The organism is Vibrio sp. Makdt (genome assembly GCF_027587015.1).
GTDB lineage: Bacteria > Pseudomonadota > Gammaproteobacteria > Enterobacterales > Vibrionaceae > Vibrio > Vibrio chagasii_B.
The window spans coordinates 1-19,407 of the sequence record NZ_JAPPTH010000044.1; the positions used below are offsets into that span (position 1 = coordinate 1).

At 41.8% G+C, this 19,407-nt stretch carries 15 protein-coding genes and 4 pseudogenes; 6 read left to right on the plus strand and 13 right to left on the minus strand.

Annotated features, from left to right (window positions below; translation table 11 throughout):
- Window positions 1-62: 62 nt before the first annotated feature.
- The 3 genes from OH460_RS26570 to OH460_RS26580 all read left to right on the plus strand — a co-directional run bounded on the left by OH460_RS26570 (window position 63) and on the right by OH460_RS26580 (window position 2,602).
- A protein-coding gene (locus OH460_RS26570; RefSeq protein ID WP_270000126.1) for an IS3 family transposase occupies window positions 63-1,213 on the plus strand; the annotation gives its coding sequence in 2 pieces (ribosomal slippage) (window positions 63-306 and window positions 306-1,213; 1,152 coding nt in all).
- A 34-nt stretch (window positions 1,214-1,247) separates the two neighbouring features.
- On the plus strand, window positions 1,248-2,213 hold the full coding sequence (locus OH460_RS26575; RefSeq protein ID WP_270000127.1) for a DUF4041 domain-containing protein: 966 nt from the start codon (window positions 1,248-1,250) through the stop codon (window positions 2,211-2,213).
- Window positions 2,213-2,602, plus strand: a complete 390-nt coding sequence (locus tag OH460_RS26580; RefSeq protein WP_061024052.1) for a hypothetical protein — start codon at window positions 2,213-2,215, stop codon at window positions 2,600-2,602. The genes OH460_RS26575 and OH460_RS26580 overlap by 1 nt, the downstream gene beginning before the upstream one ends.
- A gap of 679 nt (window positions 2,603-3,281) precedes the next feature.
- Here OH460_RS26580 and OH460_RS26585 read toward each other — a convergent pair.
- The 3 genes from OH460_RS26585 to OH460_RS26595 all read right to left on the minus strand — a co-directional run bounded on the left by OH460_RS26585 (window position 3,282) and on the right by OH460_RS26595 (window position 6,733).
- Window positions 3,282-6,011 (minus strand): UvrD-helicase domain-containing protein, encoded by a 2,730-nt coding sequence (locus OH460_RS26585; RefSeq protein ID WP_237297702.1) that lies wholly within the window; start codon window positions 6,009-6,011, stop codon window positions 3,282-3,284.
- Window positions 6,012-6,021: 10 nt separating this feature from the next.
- On the minus strand, window positions 6,022-6,180 hold the full coding sequence (locus OH460_RS26590; protein WP_186437190.1) for a hypothetical protein: 159 nt from the start codon (window positions 6,178-6,180) through the stop codon (window positions 6,022-6,024).
- A 322-nt stretch (window positions 6,181-6,502) separates the two neighbouring features.
- On the minus strand, window positions 6,503-6,733 hold the full coding sequence (locus OH460_RS26595) for a hypothetical protein (RefSeq protein WP_048664420.1): 231 nt from the start codon (window positions 6,731-6,733) through the stop codon (window positions 6,503-6,505).
- Window positions 6,734-6,938: 205 nt separating this feature from the next.
- On the opposite strand from OH460_RS26595, the gene OH460_RS26600 reads away from it, so the two are divergent.
- Window positions 6,939-8,447, plus strand: a complete 1,509-nt coding sequence (locus OH460_RS26600) for a hypothetical protein (RefSeq protein ID WP_270000128.1) — start codon at window positions 6,939-6,941, stop codon at window positions 8,445-8,447.
- Between the two features lie 194 nt (window positions 8,448-8,641).
- Here the strand turns inward: OH460_RS26600 and OH460_RS26605 are convergent, their stop codons facing one another.
- The 4 genes and pseudogenes from OH460_RS26605 to OH460_RS26620 all read right to left on the minus strand — a co-directional run bounded on the left by OH460_RS26605 (window position 8,642) and on the right by OH460_RS26620 (window position 12,907).
- A complete protein-coding gene (locus OH460_RS26605; protein WP_270000130.1) occupies window positions 8,642-9,691 on the minus strand; it encodes an IS91 family transposase in 1,050 nt (349 codons plus the stop codon).
- Window positions 9,677-10,729 (minus strand): annotated as a pseudogene (locus OH460_RS26610) (IS4 family transposase); the annotation flags it as partial. The gene OH460_RS26605 and the pseudogene OH460_RS26610, both read right to left, overlap by 15 nt.
- A 184-nt stretch (window positions 10,730-10,913) precedes the next feature.
- A complete protein-coding gene (locus OH460_RS26615) occupies window positions 10,914-12,395 on the minus strand; it encodes a serine protease (protein WP_145572207.1) in 1,482 nt (493 codons plus the stop codon).
- 365 nt (window positions 12,396-12,760) lie between these two features.
- Window positions 12,761-12,907, minus strand: a complete 147-nt coding sequence (locus OH460_RS26620; RefSeq protein WP_145572206.1) for a transposase — start codon at window positions 12,905-12,907, stop codon at window positions 12,761-12,763.
- 70 nt (window positions 12,908-12,977) lie between these two features.
- Here OH460_RS26620 and OH460_RS26625 point away from each other — a divergent pair.
- Window positions 12,978-14,137 (plus strand): IS3 family transposase gene (locus OH460_RS26625; protein WP_145572205.1). Its coding sequence is split into 2 segments (ribosomal slippage): window positions 12,978-13,242 and window positions 13,242-14,137, totalling 1,161 coding nucleotides; the frame shifts between segments, so codons are not numbered across the junction.
- 10 nt (window positions 14,138-14,147) lie between these two features.
- Here OH460_RS26625 and OH460_RS26630 read toward each other — a convergent pair.
- From OH460_RS26630 to OH460_RS26650, 5 genes and pseudogenes are all read right to left on the minus strand, one after another.
- Window positions 14,148-14,328: pseudogene (locus tag OH460_RS26630) on the minus strand (transposase family protein); the annotation flags it as partial.
- Window positions 14,329-14,431: 103 nt separating this feature from the next.
- A pseudogene (locus OH460_RS26635) lies at window positions 14,432-14,674 on the minus strand (transposase); the annotation flags it as partial.
- Between the two features lie 266 nt (window positions 14,675-14,940).
- Window positions 14,941-15,546: a hypothetical protein gene (locus OH460_RS26640; RefSeq protein ID WP_145572204.1), complete on the minus strand. Its 606-nt coding sequence runs from the start codon at window positions 15,544-15,546 to the stop codon at window positions 14,941-14,943.
- A gap of 80 nt (window positions 15,547-15,626) precedes the next feature.
- Window positions 15,627-16,463, minus strand: a pseudogene (locus tag OH460_RS26645) (IS5 family transposase).
- 584 nt (window positions 16,464-17,047) lie between these two features.
- The gene (locus OH460_RS26650; protein WP_261378913.1) at window positions 17,048-17,182 is read right to left on the minus strand and encodes a hypothetical protein; all 135 of its coding nucleotides are present in this window, start codon (window positions 17,180-17,182) and stop codon (window positions 17,048-17,050) included.
- Window positions 17,183-17,234: 52 nt separating this feature from the next.
- Between OH460_RS26650 and OH460_RS26655 the strand changes: the two genes are divergently transcribed.
- Window positions 17,235-17,543 carry a hypothetical protein gene (locus OH460_RS26655; protein ID WP_237297913.1) on the plus strand — a complete coding sequence of 103 codons (309 nt, stop codon included), beginning with the start codon at window positions 17,235-17,237 and terminating at the stop codon, window positions 17,541-17,543.
- Between the two features lie 363 nt (window positions 17,544-17,906).
- Here the strand turns inward: OH460_RS26655 and OH460_RS26660 are convergent, their stop codons facing one another.
- Window positions 17,907-19,373 (minus strand): EAL domain-containing protein, encoded by a 1,467-nt coding sequence (locus tag OH460_RS26660; RefSeq protein WP_145572203.1) that lies wholly within the window; start codon window positions 19,371-19,373, stop codon window positions 17,907-17,909.
- Between the last annotated feature and the right edge of the window lie 34 nt (window positions 19,374-19,407).

Sequence of the window (19,407 nt, forward strand, 5' to 3'; positions counted from 1 at the left end):
TGATCCGCACCAGCAGTTTTGGACACTGAGTTAAGTGAGTACAATCACTAATGAGGTGAACCATGACAAGCAAGAAGAAACGTATTATCCATTCTCCTGAATTTAAAGCCGAAACCCTGAAGTTGGCAGAGAAAGTGGGAGTCGCTACAGCTGCAAGACAGCTCTCGTTACATGAATCTCAGATCTATGGTTGGCGAAAAGCCACAAAGAAGAATTCTAATATTAGCCAACGAGAACAAGAATTGGCCGTTGAAATCGCTAAGCTAAAAAGGCAGTTGGCAGAGCAAGCAGAAGAGCTAGAAATCGTAAAAAAGGCCGCCACCTACTTCGCGAAAAATCTAAAGTAAATTGCTATGAATTTATGCTCGAACACCTGCTGAGTTTCAGTATTTCCCGTATGGCTAAGGTGTTCAGAGTTTCTCGAAGTGGGTTTTATTATTGGATTGAGAACCGCCACAAGGCGATTCAACGTGAGACAGAGCGCCAAAAGCTTGATACCAAGGTAAAAGAAGCCTTTGACGTTAGCAAAGAACGAGATGGCTCAAGACGTATTCAGAAAGAACTGGCAGAGAGCGGTGATAACCATAATGTTAAGACCATTGCCGCCAGTATGAGACGTCAGGATTTAGTAGCGAAAGCAGCACGCAAGTTTAAGTGTACAACGGACAGTAAGCATAAAATGCCCGTTGCTCCGAACTTGCTCGCTCAAGATTTTAACGCAACGGCTCCTAATCAAAAATGGGCAGGAGACATCACTTATGTAGCCACAAGCGAAGGCTGGCTGTACTTAGCTGTCATTATTGACCTTTATTCAAGGCAAGTAATTGGTTGGTCTATGGATACGAGAATGACGGCTTCACTGGTCTGTGATGCCCTATCGATGGCTTTATTCCGTCGAGGGTTCCCTGAGCAGGTTATAACTCATAGCGATCGAGGTAGTCAGTACTGCTCGAAAGACTATCGAGACCTCATAAGCACTTATAACTTAAAACAAAGTATGAGTAGAAAAGGGAACTGTTGGGATAACGCATGTGTTGAGAGCTTCTTCCATTCACTGAAAGTTGAAGCAATCCAATATGAGCCCATCATGACGAGAGAGCAGATACGCCAAACGATCTTCGAGTACATAGAGGTTGATTATAATCGAACGAGAAGGCACAGTGCTCTTGAGTACCTAAGCCCAATTAACTTTGAAAAGCAAAATGTCGCTTAGCTAAGTGTCCAGTCTGACTGGAGCAGATCAATCTTTGCAACAAGTAAAAAATAAACAGAAGGAACTGATAAAACAGGGTAACGCATTTGATATTCTTCAAGATATTCTTTGGAATGACAATCTTGCTAAAGGAAAGGCAAGGCAAAAGAGACATGGTAAATTTCTGATAACTGCCTTTAATGCAGAAGTAGACAACATTATAGCTAATACTAATGCACGTAACTTCACCGCTAATGCAAAAAAAATAGACAAGTGGTTTCAAAAGGTCAATAAGAGTGGTGATGATAGCTACGTAGAGCTGAATAGAACTCTACTATTTTTGCGTCTGGAAGAGCAGCGCCATGTCTTTGAATATAAGTATAAAAAGGAGATGGAGCTAGAAGAACAACGATTCATGAAAGAGTCTCTGCGTGAAGAAGCCAAAGTTAAAAAAGAGATAGAAAGCTTTGTCACTGCTCGTGAAAAGGAGGAAAAAGCTTTTCAAAAAGATTTGAGTGATGCTCTAGCCAGAGTTCAAACAGCGAACCAAGAAGAAGTAGAAAAGCTCAACTCTCATATCGAAGAGCTGAAGCTTAAGTTGGAACGTGCGACTGCTGAGAAAGAGCGGGCGCTAAGTATGGCTCAGCTCACAAGGTCAGGATATGTTTATGTTATCTCAAATAAGGGATCGTTTGGTGAAAATGTGTACAAGATTGGAATGACACGACGTTTAGAGCCTATGGATCGTGTGAAGGAATTGGGAGATGCATCTGTTCCGTTCTTTTTTGATGTCCATGCTCTTATACCATCTGATGATGCCCCAGCCTTGGAAAACAAACTTCATTCTAAGTTTGCCTCTCGAAGAGTCAACAAAGTCAATCACCGAAGAGAGTTCTTTAACCTGACTTTTGAAGAAGTTGAAGAGGCTTTAAATGAGTTTGTTGAAGGTGACTTTAACTTGGTTCGGGATGTTGTTGCTGCGCAGTATGAAGAGTCCAAGTTTTTAAAGGAAAGTGGTTAATGGCTAGTATAATAAATGATTTAAAGCGCATTCAACGAGTATCCTCAGTTGTAACAAGAGCTACTGAGCGCTGCTTTCCTAGCGCAGAAGTATCGCGAGTAATGTGCGAATACAGTGATGGAGAGTTTTCCATTGACCTGTCAGCTACAGTTTTGGATTATCACGATATTGATGCGGATATTTGCTGTGTGAATGCTGAGAAATGTACATCAATGTTTATCGAGAGTATCTTAAACTCGGTAGATAGGATCATCAGAAGACTAGAGAAAGACGAAAAAGAGTTCCGAAGTGATTTAAAGGAGTATGGTGAGGCGTTCTCAGAAAGCCCAGCAGCGCATCTATCTTCTGCATTGATGTTCAAACAGATTGTAGCTGGAATTAAACCGTGAATAATCACTGGTAAGGTTTTACCTAAATTGTTTCTCGTGGAGTCGGGTAACACGAAGCTGCCCCTAAACGTGTTTAGAGCATAAGAAACTATCAATAGATTAATTTGTGTGTAAGCCTGTTGCACCAGTTTTTTTAGTCCCAGATACGACAAAGCCACAGGCAATGCCTATGGCTTTGTAAACAGCTACAGAATGTTTGTCATTCAAAACTAAGAGGGAACACATTCTGTGTGCAGCGTCGGGTGTTTTATCACCAAAGTATATGGAAGGGAAAGCACCTAGACTTATCATATGTCCTCGGTGGTCTGCTTTGCAATTAAGCCAAGTTCAATTCGATACAATTACTTCTGGCCAGACAGTAAATAGTACATCCAAGAAAAAGCAGGGATACCCGAGGCTCTCAACGTTAGTTTAAAGCTAAGAACTGTATGTGGCAAGCTTGCTTCTGCCCCATTGTCTGTTTCAACAATTAGATAGATGGTCAAATTCAACAACCTTTTACTTATGTTCTCTTACGCTTTTTCGAACACATCGTTTGGCCCAAAACGCTGACCATCGAGCGGTTGACCTGCCCCTCATAAGAGGCAGGCCACAGGTTCGAATCCTGTTGAGAGCGTCATATTAAAACGGCTAGAAAGCTAGTGGCTGATAGCCCTTTGTTGTTTCTGGATTTCGCTATCTAATCGACGTTAATCTTGTACGAACAATTATTTTCAACGTTCCTGCGATAAGTAGAACACCCCCAAAACTCACCATACTTACCACGCCTCAATTTCATCTCACTACCACAATTCGAACACATTGGGCGCTCATGTTCACAACTAGAGTTAATGCAAACTTGATAATCGCCTTTGGTTTCACGACTCATGGCACTCCCGCACTTATCACAAGGTGTTTCCTTGTGCTTACAGCGTGGGTAAAGTGTACAAGACATAAACTTGCCGTATTGACCAACTCGAGGTTTGAGAACGCCAACTTTACAAGAGTGACAAACCATTTTGTCGGCATTTAGTTGCGCTAAGGAAATATCAAACTCATTAGTCTCTACTGGATAGTTTCCTTTAATCAGCTCTGTAACAAAGTCGCTTGCATCGGTCATGTCCGCGATTAAGTATGCCCTGTGTTTCGCGCGGGTTAGCGCTACATAGAATAATCGGCGCTCTTCTGCGTGTTCAAATGTATCTCCTTGGGGCAATAACGCATTAATAAGCGTAGGGGTTTGTTTCTCGGACGGGAAACCATGTTTACCTGTTGTCAGCCCCATAACCACAACATAGTCTGCTTCTTTACCTTTAGATGCGTGGAACGACTGGTTCTCAATGTCTAACATGTGGTAACGCTGTCTCAGCCACTGTAGGTAATTAGCATCTGGCATTTGGTACCAAAACCTTGCCAGTAAATAGACTTTGTTCTTATGTGGCGAGTTGGACTCGTGTACATGATTTGCAATAGACGTAAACGCCTTATCCAATGCAGTTATCCCTTGCTCCTCGGCTCCCTGTCGAATGACGCTTACCGCTGGTTTGCTAACCTGAACTAAAGACTTAATCTCTTTTTTAAGCTGAACGGGGTTTTGAGTAACAAAACGCGTTGCCACATCTCCGATAGCGCTATTAAATCTGAAGGTCATATCAAGCGTCGTTTTAGACGCTGCACCGAAGTACTTTTCAAAGTCTGTCGTTAAGCGAACATCAGCGCCACTAAAGCGATAGATTGCCTGCCAGTCATCACCAACACAGAACAACGAAGAGTTTTCTTTATTATCTCGAAGCGCCTTTACAAGCCTTGCCCTAGGCTCTGAGATATCTTGGAACTCGTCAACGAGTATGTAACTCCAAGGCGACTCGAATTGACCTGTTTCGACATACGACAAGGCTTTTGAAATCATGTCGTTAAAATCAATCAAGTTCTCTTCTGAAAGGTAGTCTTGGTAGCGCTGGTACAATGGCATCAACAATTCCAAAGCTTTAGCGGTTTGCTTGGGGTCTAGAGAGTTTTTTATTATTTTTTGAATACCCATTTCATCAAGACAAGCAGCTTTATACAGATCAACTAACGAACCTAAAAGGCGCGCCAGTTCTGTGACTTGGCCTGTTTTCTCTAAACTTTCGAGCAACTCATTATCGGGTAGAGGATTTGTATTCACCTGGCGAGCAATTAGCTCACGCTCCAAAATTTCTAACATCGAGCGATTTCGGTGTTGATGGTAATACAGTTCAACATACCCTGTTCCATACTTGGTATGCGTTTCTCTCTTCCACTTGATGCCTTGTTGGTATCTCTCTTTATCGATATATGGTGGCGGGTTTCCGTTTTCATCGGTACCGTAATACTCAATATAAATATCATAATCTGGCAAATAGAAGTCGGGCTCGTACTGTCGGTATTGTTCCGTGGCGACATCGATTCGATACTTAGCTTCGTATTGATAGTTGATCCCTTTTCTATAAAGCCAGTTGGAAATCACCATTTCACCAAAGCTTTTAACCTTCTCACCTTTCAACGTGCGGATATCGTTATCATTGAGATACTTTAAGTGTTCGCCTTGGGTTTTGAACTCAAATGGATCTTTATCTACGAAATAATACGCACTGAAATAATTGAGTAACGCTTTCTTGTAGCCAACATTTTGCATCAGCGAGGCAATAGCCTCATTCATCCACTTCACTTTTGCGCGTACGTCACCTTCCAAGGGCGATAAGCTTGGTGCTTTGCCTTCAACTTGTGAAATTATTTTCACGCCTAGGCTATGAAAGGTACTCGCTTTTACATCTTCAAATCCTAGTTTTTCCTTGATGCGCTCATCCATCTCTTCTGCGGCTATTCGACCATACGCCAACATCAAAATGTCGTTTGGTCGTGCTTGCCCGCTTTTCACTAGATAGCCCGTTTTACCAACCATAACACTAGTTTTACCTGTACCTGCTCCAGCTAAAAGAAGGTTGTTGTCATTGTCGGTGATGCAAGCAACTCTTTGCTTGGCGGTAAGCGGGTTAGATTCCACGCTGTTAAAAAATGAATCAAAGGCGTTAAGCTCACGCTCCACATACTCACGTCTAATACGCTCAACATCAGCCGTTTTCCAATTAGCAATGCGACTTAACTGGGCTGCTGTATTTTTTGCGAAGTCGGATAGACCCGAAGCTTTGTTCCAACCTCTCCACCGCTTGTGTTCTGTTTTGGCAAAGATCTGTATGTTCTGTATGGATGAGTCGCGAAGAAATCTGGATTGGCATTGATTCTCCACCGAATCTAAGAATCCAACTAAATGCTGTGCATTCTGATTAGCCCAGTGAGGAAAGAAATTGTGTGGGTATTTAAAAGGGAGTAGGTAGCTTAACATAGAGAAGCTGTGTTGCTTACCGCCAACACTAAAGCTTAAGCAACCGCCAGCGATTGTAGTTTTCAAACTTGGGGCGTTATCCAAATCCTCCCATTTGAAGAAACTCACCTCTCCATTTGAAGAAACTCACCTCTCCATCTGAATCAGCTCGTATACCTGCATCACTGATCTCAACGACAAGCTGATTCTTGAAAATTCGACCGAAAGAGTTTGTGGTAAGTGTCCACTGCGTCATTATACGCTACCGCCTAAAGTGTGATTGCCTCGTAAAGAGGCATTAGTCTAACTTATCGGCAGATTACTAGTACTTGAGTGTCATCAATTTTTACAGTTAATCGATTCAGAACTTAAAGGCAACAACATAGAACTGTAGTGGTTCATAAAAATTGGCTAATGAGATAGGGTTTGGCCATATTCTCATGCAAATGGGTTTGGTGTTGTTTCGATTGGTGTTGTTTCGATTTGGTGTTGTTTCGATTCGTAACGCGAAATTGCCCCAAGATCAGTTAACTCGACATCCGCCTCATTCTTCAATTTCAGTATTTGCAATAATTTAACTAATGGAAGTAAAAGGCAAGACGCGACCCCATTAGCTGTAGTAGTTGTAGGGTGGCTTCTCTCGGTTCAAACAGACTAACGAGTATATGTGTCAGTAATGAACTGAGTTTACGATTGATTACCTTGGCAGTGGTTTTTGAGTGCATTTTCAATAGCTTTTTAACGGCTAGCGTATTCGCTTCTGCCAGATAAACATCTAGGGTATGTGATTGGCGTGGTCTAAGTTTCATTTTCATCTCCGTTTTGGAGATATTTATGGGTGTATTGGCGTTATGCAAAAATTTGAGACAGAAAAACGAGTCTATCACCTTGCCTAAAGAGAACGTGGTCTTAGTTTTTGGTGCTCATTTGTTCATGCTTTTGATTTTAAAAGTGATTTGGTGGAAAATACATCAATACTAACGTGGTGGCATAGGGTGGGTAATAGCTTTGTTTTTGACTACAGAAGACCGACTAACAGAAAAGCTAAACAAAGAGAAAGAGTATCTCTGGACAGAGATGAATGCTCTTAAAGCAAAATTAGAAACGACTAATCAACAGCTTGAATTGCTAGAGCAGAGCGCACCAAAGCATTATTCCAAAGCTTTGGGAGCTAGAAACAAAGCCACCGAAGTAAAAAACAAAGCTGAAGAACGCTTGGGTGAGATTGATGCCATTTACAAAAGTGTTGAAGATACTCATGAACTTGTCATTTCATTGAAAGATGAATCAGACTCGAATCTGGCAACTATCAAAGAGTATGGGTCTAGTGCTTCTGAGAAATCAGAATCAATAGCTCAATACCATGAACAATACTTAGAATCTAAAGCAGAAATTGACGAAGCTCTACAGGAGCTTAGTCGTTTAGTTACTGAGAAAGATCGCTTGGCGGTGAAAGTCGAGTCGTTATCAGAACAAGTAACCAATACCGAATTGGTTGCAGGTAAGTTGAAATCTTTGCTGAGTAATGCAACTAAACAGAAAAGTGAATTTGACACCCTTCATGGTGAAGTCTTTGGCTTTACATATGAAGATGACAACGGTGAAGAAGTAGAACAAGGTGGCTTAAAAGAAGAACTTAAAGATGCTTATTCTAAAATCAAAAATGATGTTGCATCGTTAAACGAAGAAGTTTCGAGCGTAGAGCAAAGATACAATGAAAAATTAGACTCTATTGAAGGCCAATACCAAGAAGGGTTAGAGTCGTTCATATCAAAAGGTGAAAAGCAATATAGTTCAATTATTGCACAGATAAAGTCACTTCTTCCCGATGCGCTTACGGCTGGTCTTTCTGGTGCATATATCGACAAAATTAAAGTTGAAAAAGAACAATTAGATAAACATGAGGTTTCGTTCAATAAAGCTATTCGCTGGTTGATAGTATGTTCTTTGTTGCCAGTTGCATTCAGTATGGTTCGAGTAATATTTTTGAGTGAGCAGTTTGCTTCCGTTATTCAAGATGCTCCGATGATTTACTCTATGATGTTACCTGTTTACGCTCCTATCCTATGGGTCGCTTACTCATCAAACAAGAGCTATAAGCTTAGTAAACGACTAATTGAAGAGTACACACATAAAGAAGTTTCGAGCCGAACATTTGAAGGCTTGTCAAATCAAATTGACACAATTGGCGAAGATGACACTAGTGGTGAGTTAAGAACTAAATTGCTTTTCAACTTGCTTCAAGTTAACAGCGAAAACCCAGGCAAGTTAATATCTGATTATAACAACTCAGATCATCCGATTATTGATGCGATTGACAAAAGTTCAAAATTAGCCGACGCGATTAATCGTTTAGATAACGTGCCTTTGGTCAGCCCACTGTTACGACACCTAAATGCTAAAGAAAGAAATAAAATCGAGCAGAAAGAGAAAGATATGTTGAATGTAGTTGACGTAGCAACGACTGCTGAAGCCAACTCGAAAGAGGAAGAGCCAACAACTAAAACGGCTTCAGTGGCATAGACTAGCCTGTGATGGTAGAGGTAGAAGCTCGGTAGCTTGATGTTTAGCGATTTCAAAGTCTCTAATACGGAGTTTTCTGAAGGTTGGGGGGGCTAATTTTTCGGGAATATTAATTTACCAATCACTTAAGCAGATGATAGGCGTGCCATATATCAGTGAAATTGTAGATAACCCTAATTTTGGATAGATCTTTCCTATGCGACACCTTCACCACGCCAACTCAAAGCTTCATTGACGATGTTTTTCCGACCAGTTCCTGCATGGAAAGCCGTAAGTCGCATTCGGTGGCCACACAGAATGCATTCAAACGGATCCACTTTTAAAAAGGATTTCATCATCTGACCATATCGGAGTGGTGGCGTAGGATGGGGATGTCTATCCATACCCAGAGCGTCACGCACTTTAGGCAACTTATCTCCAATCACACGATTGGCCAGAAAACCAAAGTAGCGCATCATGCGAAAGTTTCTCTCTGGAATGTGCTGAATGAGACGTTTAATTAACTCAAGCTGGCTGACCTCCTCAGTTTCATATTTCCCCGTGTGATGGTCGAGATAACGGAAAGAAAGGTTGGCTTCCCCGCGATAATGAGCCAGTTTTGCCCCAGAAATCGGTGGGCGTTTTAGGTAGCGACCAAGATAGTTGATGGTCGCTTTTGGGTGTTGGGTTTTCCGCGCAAAGTGTACATGCCAAAAGCGTTGACGTTGAGCGTTAATGAAACGTCGAAATTCATCAAAGTCACGGCAGTGAGTATCTGAGTCGTCAATATTGAGAGAATCATACTCAGATAACAGTAAATCGCAGAGCCCATGCCGCCAACGTTGTTCGACTTTTTCATGGCAATAGGAGAGCGCCTTCCAATCGCCATGTGAATTTACCCCACCAAGGGTCACTGATACATGAACATGAGGGTGCCAAGTTAAGCGTCTCCCAAAGGTATGCAGTGCGCAGAAAATTCCAATTTCTAACCCTACCTGCTTTGCCGCATAAAGGAGATTGTCGACGGCGAGTTGGCAAAGTTTATCGAGTAACCATCGATTGGTGCGAAACAGGGGCCATAAAACGTCAGGGAAAGTGAATGTCATGTGCATCCAAGGACAATACGGCATTCGCTCTATCTGTTGGATTATCCAGTTATCGGTCGACTTTTTGCCACAACGAGAGCAGGCTCGACTAGAGCAAGTAAACCAGATATTTTTGGAGTGGGTGCAGTCTTTGTTTTCACAATGTAGCTGGTATCGGATTAAATTGTAAGTAAGCAAGATGCCCCATAACTCCTGCTTTACCAGTTCTGGTAAACGACTTCGCAGCGTGAGACGATTTCCAAGCATGTATTGTTTTTGCTCTCGGTAGCCTAGCTCAATTTCCCAACGATGTTCATAAAGGCCTGCAATATCTTTTGATGGGTAACGCAGGGAGTCCGTCATGGAGGTTAATACTTGGTAGTCTTTTCCTTTAATTTTACGAGTGACAAGTCGAGCGGTTATCGACTTTGGTAAATCAGGCCATAGCTTTCTAGCCCTTGGGTTACTGTGTAATTGAACCAGTTTGTCATTTCGCCCTAAAGATTGAACAATGTCATATTGTGTATTTTTCTTGAGGGGGATAAGCCAATGACGCTCCGAGCCAGAGTCTTGCCATTTATGTAATAAGCCTAAAGAATAGAACCCCTTATCGAACATTGTCACGCTATGGTTTGGTGTTGTTTCTATCAGTTTTTCAGCTAATATCATTTCGTTTGTATTGTAATTATCAAATGCACTGGCCGTAATAATGTGACTGCTTAGTTCCATTTGGCAGACCATTCTCACTTGCGGATATTGCGTCCCTTTTTGTCGAGAAAATGCCTTTTCATTTTGCGGGTTATCGGGCGTTCGCCAAACAACGCCATCGACGCCAAGAAGCGTTAATCCATTCCACTGGGGTAACTTTGCACTTTTTAACCATGACGTAGTCATTCGCTCAAAGACCGCTTTAATTGCGTCTTCACCCAACGTCTTTCGACGTTGAGTTAACGCACTCGGTGCGACAAAAGCTTTACCTGTACGGTCGACAATATCAAGTTGGTTCACTAAATCTTTCATGGATTTACTGTTATAGATAGCCATTCCAACAAGCAGCCACACCATGGATTCTAAAGTTAATTTCCTCTTTCTCATCGTGACAGTATCAGTAAGAGAATAGGCTTCGTCGATGAGTTCAATTGGAAGCAAGTCAGACAAAGTCTCAACGCTGCTAGGTTTCCAATCATTAATTATGTTTAGAGCTTGAGAAACATCCATAAAAAAATCCAAGTGCATTAAATACACTTGGATTTTGACAGCTCTGAAGGATCCTTCAACCGATCACTTTGGCTTTAACTGATCGGCATTAGCCTATATGCCCCGTCTTTTTATTATTAGTTTAGCCTAACTTATTCGTTCGATAGTGAACGTTATATGAATAGAGCTCTCGAGTGAAATATGGTTATTGAGATTGCGACACAGAAAGAGACACACCAGAGAAACTGCGGAACGCGTTAACCATAATGTAGAGGTCTTCATCAGCCTTAAGTGCATCGCAAGACTCGAAGTTACCGGAACGATACGGGCGGCAGTCGTAGTCACTTTTGGTTGGCTGTTGTCCAGAACGAATGTATAGGTCGGCATCCCCAACACCAGACTTAATCGTAACGGTAACACCAGCAGTACGATTCGCCGCCTTAAGTACAAACAGTTTTTGGCCGCCTGAAGTCAGTGCGATATCGGAGACTAAACTGTCTAAAGTCACTTCTGAGATTTCATTCTTCGGCTCACCGACAGAGCCGTTAGGTAGCGCATCATTGAAATGCGAAGCCACTAATGGCCAAATCTTGCTGATTTTCACGCCTTGGTTTTCGCAGCCTCCGAAATGATGCAAAGCAATGGCTTTGTTGTTATCGGTTCGCAGAACAGGTGACCCAGACGAACCTCCAATCGTGTCACAGAAATAACCAGTATCCGTATTTGACCCTCGTCCATTCACTGAAGCCACATCGATCTGACACAATCCTGAGCCATTTTGATCGCTCTCAATGGCAAGCTCTTTCGGATTACCCGCTCCGTGTTGAGGAATATAAACCCCATCACCGAACATCGGCTCTTGAGCGTCTAACCCTAGATAACCAAACGACGCTATCTTTGAAAAATCATCGACGGTAAATAGCGTGTAATCTAAATCATAATCCGTGCTGAGTATTTTATTCCCCATCACTTTAACCGTTGTCGCCATAGAACCATCACACGTGCGACGCTGATAGTTAAACCATACCTCGGTATTTCTCAACTCAGACTCTGATGCGACACAATGGTTATTAGTGAACATATGGTTGTCTGGCCCCACACGCCACGCGGTACACAAGCTGCGACCATTAATGAGCAGCCTTGCAACGGGTGTTGTCCAATCTACTTTGTCTGCGTGAGAGTCTTCCCAGCAAGCAACATCTTTGCGTTCATTCACACCACAGGTCGATAGCGTCGCTAAGGCCTTTCCGTCTGCACTTTTACCTGCCATGTAGTAATCAATTTCAAACTGAACATGCTGCCCGTTTGAATTAGAGGTTGATTCAATAACGACAGAATCACTGGAAATCGATTGAGCGAACCAATCTATTTGGCTGTCACGATACTCCACAACCTCACTACTGGTGTTTGACTTAAGACGTAACACGCTCCCTTTCGGTACAGTAACAGACTTGAAGTGAAGCTTAATGAACGACACACCAGCGTGTTCAAGTTGTTTTGTGTGTATACCACCCGATGTCTCAACCAACTCTTGGTTCGACAACTGATATTTCACTTCATCGGCAATAACCGGAAGATCTGGCTGAACGGGAGGATAAGGTTGAACGGAAAGGTTTAGTTGTGCATTAACGAGCGAAGAAAAGAACCATACTATCGCAAGCCCAAGGTTAGATAAGATTACTTTCATTGGATTTCCTTTATCGGTTTGTGGTGTTCCCTTCACAAACATATATGCAAAGAACCAATACGACACAAAATGAATATAAGTTTTGGTGTAAAGAAAAGTCCACACTCGCGACAGTTTTGGGAATTTAATTGGATTGTAGAGACCATCTCTCTGAAGCAACCACAAACTTAAGTTAAAGTTAATTCAGACTGATATCTTGTCTGATTTTCTATAATGCCAAAACATATTTGAATTAACCTTCTCCTAGCAGCGCCTAACGCTTGCATTTTTGTTTTACCAGCGGCTAAGAGTTGCTTTTTTTGTGCTTTGATATAAGGATTGTATTTACCAGCGCTAACCGCGGCCAAAAATATTTTTGACCGAATTCAAGATGGGCCAATTTCGCTCAATGTGGTTCTACCTTTAAATGAGCCAGACTCATTTAGCCTTGGTGCAAGACCTAAAAATGCAGCCGCTTGCTTGGCTGTTGAGAATATCTTAGCTGAAAATAAGTACACCAGCTCTCTCGACATCACCTTTCCTATACTGTACTGGTCTAATGAAACAGGACACTTTATTGAGAGACAATCAATGAGGTGTTATATGACCGAAAAACGTACTTATAAACGTTATCCTAAAGAGTTTAAAGAAGAAGCTGTCGCTTTGGTTCGAGAGCAAGGATACACAGCCACAGAAGCTGCTGAGGCAGTGGGTGTGTCTGCCACACTCCTTCACAAATGGAAGGCTAAATTAGAAGCTCAGCTTGAGTCTGAGGAGCTATCAGACGAGGAATATGAAGAGTTGAAACAACTGCGTAAAGAAGTAAAGCAGCTCCGTATGGAGAAAGAAATCTTAAAAAAGGCGTCAGCCTTCTTTGCGAAGGAAATGAAGTAAAGTTCGAATTCATCAAAACCGAAGCTAAGCATTATCCGGTTTCAGTGATATGCAAAATCATGCTAGTGAGTCGCTCTGCTTATTACGCTTGGCTGAAGAGACCAGCAAAAGTTATTTCAGCGACTACTTTGAATTTATACCGTCGAATCAAGACGTTATTCAAAGAAAGTAGAGGTAGTTTAGGCAATCATGAGATGGTAAAGAAACTGCGCAAGGAAGGGTTCGTAGTGGGGAGATACAAAGTTCGTTCAATCATGAAGTCATTGGGGTTAAAAGCCGTGCAAAGACAAGCTTACAAAGTGACAACAAAACGCAAACACAGCGATACGGTTGCCGACAACTTACTCAACCAAAACTTCAACCCTGTCGCTCCAAATCAAGTGTGGGCCGGCGATGTGACGTATCTGAAGACATATGAAGGCTGGATGTATCTAGCCATCGTAATGGATTTGTATTCACGTCGTATCGTGGGATGGCATCTAAGTAAACGAATGACCACAGACTTAGTCAACAAAGCTCTAATGAAAGCTTATAACTTGAGGCAACCTTCGGGAGGCTTAGTGTTCCACAGTGACCGAGGCTCTCAATACACAAGTAAGCGTTACCAGAAGCTATTACAGAGCTACGGAATGCGTTCGAGTATGGGGGACGTTGGAGCTTGTTGGGATAATGCTGTTGTAGAGCGCTTCTTTGGAAGTCTAAAGCATGATTGGCTGCTTAAAGTGCCTCAGCCGACCAGGGAGCATATGAAACAAGATGTGACGGACTACGTGAGATATTACAATCTAGATAGACTGCATTCTGCAAACCAAGAGCTATCGCCAATAGAGTTCGAAAACTCTCTAAAAAAAGTGTCCTGTTGGACTTGACCAGTACACTGTTTAAGAAACCACTCATGGTGACCAAGAACATATTCACGAATGTCGGTCCAGCCTTGGCCACCGGCTATCACAGCGCAGATTGAACCAAACAAAATATCAAACAGAGGGTAGTCAACTTTTGCGCTTTGCCGTTCGTCACGGATGAGGCTGAAGTGCTCTTTGATGGTATTAATATTCATGGCATCTCCTTAAAAGAGGAGCATAAGATCACAGCCCGCACGTCAGGTCAGGTCAAATTTAACCTCGCATTGCGCAAAAAACGTTCATGATCTTGCCCTGGGTAAATATGGAGTCGATATAACCTTGAAGCGCACGTAACGGGAGAGAGAATATCCCTTTAATCACCGAAGCTGTCTCAATGGCAGTATCAGAAAATTGAAAGCCTCTACCACGCCTGCCATGATGACTTTTGCATTGCCACGCTTCAATTGCTGAGTCGTGAATCCAAAACGTTACTGAGCCTCGTTTGCACAAGGTTTCATTATACTCAGTCCAGTTCGCTATCTTCTTCTTTGATTTGCCCATAACAACACCATACATCTATTACATGGGAGTCAGATCACAGGACTGAGGAAAGGTTCCACTGATTTAGTCAACAACGCCCTTATTAAGCCACCATGATAAAACCCATATATCGACACTTGTATAGCTGCATCAACCGCCATTAAAGGCAAATGCTAAACATATATCGCCTTTGAGCTAGGAGCACATTGCATTAACTGGTGAGTACCGTTGGCCAAATCCTTAACGTAGGGTAATTTACTAATTCCCTGTCTACCCTTTAACTGAGATCAGAAGTGATATTGGATATTTGTTATTAATGCAACATCATCTTCTATTCTTACAGTTCTATAAACATAATTACTTGAAAGATCTTGTTGTTCATGGGTAGTTAAAGAAATTTCACCTCCTAGACTCCAGTTTTTTGTAAATTTATAGTCTATACCTGTTTGTACACCTCCGATCATGCCGTGTATATCATTTAAGTCGTTATCAAAGGCAAATTCATAACCCATATGCACCCCAGTAGTCCAGCTCAACTTTTCAAAGAGTGGTAAAATATAATCGTAATTTATAGAGATAACACCGAGATCGACTCCTTCAGGAGCATTGTCCGGTTTGATATCATCGTAAACAAAACTCATTTTTATACGGTGGTTATTATTTATAATTACACCAGAATTAAGACCGACGATAGGTTGAGCTCTTAAATCGTAGCTGGAAGTCTCAACCCCCTCATAACTTCCTGTTAAATATTGTCTTTGCTGTTCTAATTTCCCACTAATTCGAGTTCCAACGTCAAGTCCAACAAAGTAATTATAATTGTCAGATGCATTGGCGATAAATGGTGTGCTAACAATCAGAGCTACCAGATTGTTTACTAGTATATTTCTCATAATTTTCTCTTTTGATAAATTTAACCGGCATTGTTGCTCAAATCAGCTTGATGTTCAACGACGCCATATTTGACTAATAGTTAGCTTCTAACAGGCATACCTAGTCCTATGACTTTGTTTATAGCTTTGACATTCGCCATGATTTCTCCCACTTGAACGTTGTAACATCTCAAGCTCAATTTACCGCTAGTTAGTCCTTTATATCGAGACATTGCAGTCTCAGATATTGAGCGATAGTGGTAACCAGACTCAGATTTCCACTCCGTTATTGTTCCGTTTTCAAGAGCCTCTACAGCTTCGTTTCTGGGATGCCCACCTTCCCAAAGAGCCGCATTCTTTCGAGGTGGTATCAACGGAGTACAGCCCTTATTTTTCAGAGTCTCATGGCAACTTTTTGTGTCATATGCTCCATCAGCAGATACTGTATGGATCTTTCTACGTAAAGGGTTGAGTAATGTTGGCAGCACTTCGTTATCGCCAAAACTTACAAAACTGACTTATGCACGAATAACCTCATGAGTTTCTACATCAACAGCTAAGTGCAGTTTGCGCCAAGTTCTGCGTTTTTCGGCACCGTGCTTTTTCACTTTCCATTTACCCTCGCCAAAAACTTTGAGACCAGTCGAGTCAATGGCTATATGGCGAATATCTCCTTTGGATTTATTGCGATATTTGACCTGAACTGTCTTCGAGCGTTTGCTGATACAGTTGTAGTCTGGGGACGTCAGTGGAACATCCAATAGCTCAAAGATAGAATCAATAAAGCCTTGAAGAGCACGTAATGGCAGAGAGAAGATCCCCTTAATCATCAAAGCAGTTTCAATCGCGGTATCAGAATATTGGAAACCTCTACCACGCTTGCACAGAGCCTTATTGTATTCCGCCCAGTTAGTTATCTTCTTTTCCGCTTTACCTATGCCACCACCGTTCTAACTACCATAAAGGATCACAGGACTTGGAAAAGGTTCAACTGATTTAAGCAACAACGCCAATTTAACCTGTAAAAAAAACCGCTAAATCATATTTATAATAGACTACATCATCAACCCTGGCTTACCAGGAATATCAATTATAACCTTTTATCATCACGGAAGGCTTGAACACCCTATAGAGGTGCTTGTGGTTTTGTTGCGTAATTCGACGGAAATAAATAATGAAATTGCGATCTGATCAACCACGTCATCTAGCGATTACAATTGAGCTCATGGTGAGGCGAATGTCAAGGTAAGGATGGCAAGAGTTGAGTGGCTTTGTTGACGCGCTAATTAAATCATCAATTTTGATTTGAGCGTGTCTTCCTTTAGCCTTGCCATATATCTTCATATCTAGCTCAATAACCATGCCTTACAAATACAACGAATCCAGACGTCATAATTTCAAAAAGCCCACCTATCGGCAAACCAATTATGCCGAATACAACCTAAGTCTGCGTGATCGGGGGGCGCATTGATATCTGGTTACCCGACGACATTATAGAGAACTGACAAACTGAGCAATGCACTTACGATGGCACTGGGTCATCACCAAAATATCCAACAGCACACTCATGGCATGCCATTATTTGAGACTCGTATTCAAACAACCTCTCTGGTAGATTCAAGGCTTTATCGATAGTCTTCTCAAGGATATGAGCCACACAAACTTCTCCTGTCCTGACTTTTCATGTCTATCTAATCGTCTCTGTAAGCTTGAACTTAAGACGCCAACATTCAAAAAAAGACAAACCTGATGAAGGTTTAGCTGCGATAGCCATTGACTCCACTGGCCTTAAAGAATTTGGTAAGGATGAATGGCATCAGGGAAAACATGAGATTAACTCAAAGCTCACTTTGCTGTCGGTGATGAGCATATTATTCGTGTTATGTGGGCAAGTTGATGTGGAAGTTGATGTGGAAGTTGACCATATTTCAGCAGATAAAATGTACGATACCGATGACGTCTATGACGCATTAACGAGCGAATTCCCAGAGACTGACGTAGCCATTCCTCCCAAATAAAATCTGTATGCTGACGACGCCCATAACCGAAAAGGATGAGTAATTTTGTGGCGTACTCTTCCTTAGGTCCCATGTGCTGGCAAAAGACAAAGCAGTATGGAAAACGGAATGTCTCAGAGAATGCGATGCACCGTTACAAAACAATTGTTGGCCCCAAATTACACAGTAGAGACTTTAATAACCAACAACAGGAAATGATGCTAGCGGCATCAATATTAAATCGATTTACGCAGTTTGGTATGCCCGAGAGCTATCGAGCTGCCTAATGACATCAAAAGGCAGGGTGGGTTGAGTACGGAAACAAAGCCGATTCGAAGTACTCATAAGGCTTACAATCGTTAGCCTTCACGGTTTCGATAAAACTTAGTTAACGAGTTCTGTGGTGGACAGTTTGTTCAAAAATGCCTTTTGATTTAATGGCTTCGAATAGTAATAGCCCTGATGTAGAAACACGCCCTTTTTCCGTAAGTAATCTGCTTGTTCTTCATACTCGACGCCTTCAGCTATCATGGTTATATTCGCAGTGTGTCCAAATTCTATGATGCCGTCTAAGACGTTAATCTTGATGTTATTTGACATAATTGTGTCAACAAACATTTTGTCAATTTTTAAAATATCAAAACCTAATTCTTGTATGTATGAGAAACTTCCATAGCCTGTCCCCGCGTCGTCAAGCTCGAAAAGAACACCGAGCTGGGATAACTTCTGCATTACTAATCGTGCTTTTTTGGGATCTTGAAATGGTTCCCTTTCTGTGATTTCAAAGGCGAGTTTAAATGGAGGAGACGGATGACAAAAATCCAGCAGCTCTTGCACAAATTCAGGACGCTCTAGTTGAGAAGGCGTGAGATTAAAACTAAAGATAATTTCCTGACATATCGTGTTATTTTCTTTTACCATTATCCGTGTTTGATTAAGTAAGGAGACGGTAATTAAATCGATGTATCCCGTTGATTCCGCCAACGGAATAAATACGTTGGGCATCATAATCCCCTGTCCGTGTGTCCAACGTGCAAGTACTTCACAGTGTTGTCTTTTATTGTCTCTTGAATCCACAATTAACTGAAAATGCGGTACGATTTCGTGATTATGGATGGCTAGCTTTAGGCGGTTTTGGGGCGACTGATGTTGGTTTTTCCTCCAAATCACAATATAACTAAGGACGAATATATAGAAACAGATGGAAACCACACTTAAAATGAAGGCATGTTTAGCATGAAAGTTGTGGATGGTCTTGATGTTGAACTTGAACGAAACAGGGATATCCCCTAGGTAAAAACCCACCGGATGACCAGGTTGCTTTCCAATGCTGACCGATGCGCAATTTTGGCAGTCATGAGCACTAAAATACAGAGTCCATGGCTCTAATAATGAGAACCAACGTTTGTCACCGATTTTTTTCGTCAACATTAGCTGTGAGCGACCATCAAGCAGTGATATTACGTCTAACTCTATGTCTTCTTCGTAAATGTATCGATTCAGAATATTAGGTTTTTCAATTATCACATGGCTGTAACCAGGTCGGCTGGTACACGCCTGACGGTTATCCTCTAACCAGCCAATTAGTCGAGAGTTCAAATCAAAGAACTCTTCGTCTCTTAGTCTAACTATGGCATCTTTATCGCAAACACTTAAATCAGACGATAAAGTGATGATTCGCTGTGAGGTGTCGTTAAGCTGCTGTTGAAATCCTTTGTGAAACGCGCTCTGAAAGTTCTGTTTAAACAACGTAGAATATGTGTAGAGTGTAACCTCAAATGAGGTTACACCAATAACTATTACGCCCCCTAAGGTAAGTAATATTTTTCTTTTTGAAATGCCTGATATCATTAATATTAGTCCTTAACTTGTGACACTGTTGTAT

Excerpts from the sequence above, each read along its gene's own strand:
- OH460_RS26640 (WP_145572204.1), bottom strand. The coding sequence starts at position 15,546 with ATGAGAAATATACTAGTAAACAATCTGGTAGCTCTGATTGTTAGCACA.
- OH460_RS26615 (WP_145572207.1), bottom strand. The coding sequence starts at position 12,395 with ATGAAAGTAATCTTATCTAACCTTGGGCTTGCGATAGTATGGTTCTTT.
- OH460_RS26660 (WP_145572203.1), bottom strand. The coding sequence starts at position 19,373 with ATGATATCAGGCATTTCAAAAAGAAAAATATTACTTACCTTAGGGGGC.
- OH460_RS26580 (WP_061024052.1), top strand. The coding sequence starts at position 2,213 with ATGGCTAGTATAATAAATGATTTAAAGCGCATTCAACGAGTATCCTCA.
- OH460_RS26595 (WP_048664420.1), bottom strand. The coding sequence starts at position 6,733 with ATGAAACTTAGACCACGCCAATCACATACCCTAGATGTTTATCTGGCA.
- OH460_RS26590 (WP_186437190.1), bottom strand. The coding sequence starts at position 6,180 with ATGACGCAGTGGACACTTACCACAAACTCTTTCGGTCGAATTTTCAAG.
- OH460_RS26620 (WP_145572206.1), bottom strand. The coding sequence starts at position 12,907 with ATGTCGAGAGAGCTGGTGTACTTATTTTCAGCTAAGATATTCTCAACA.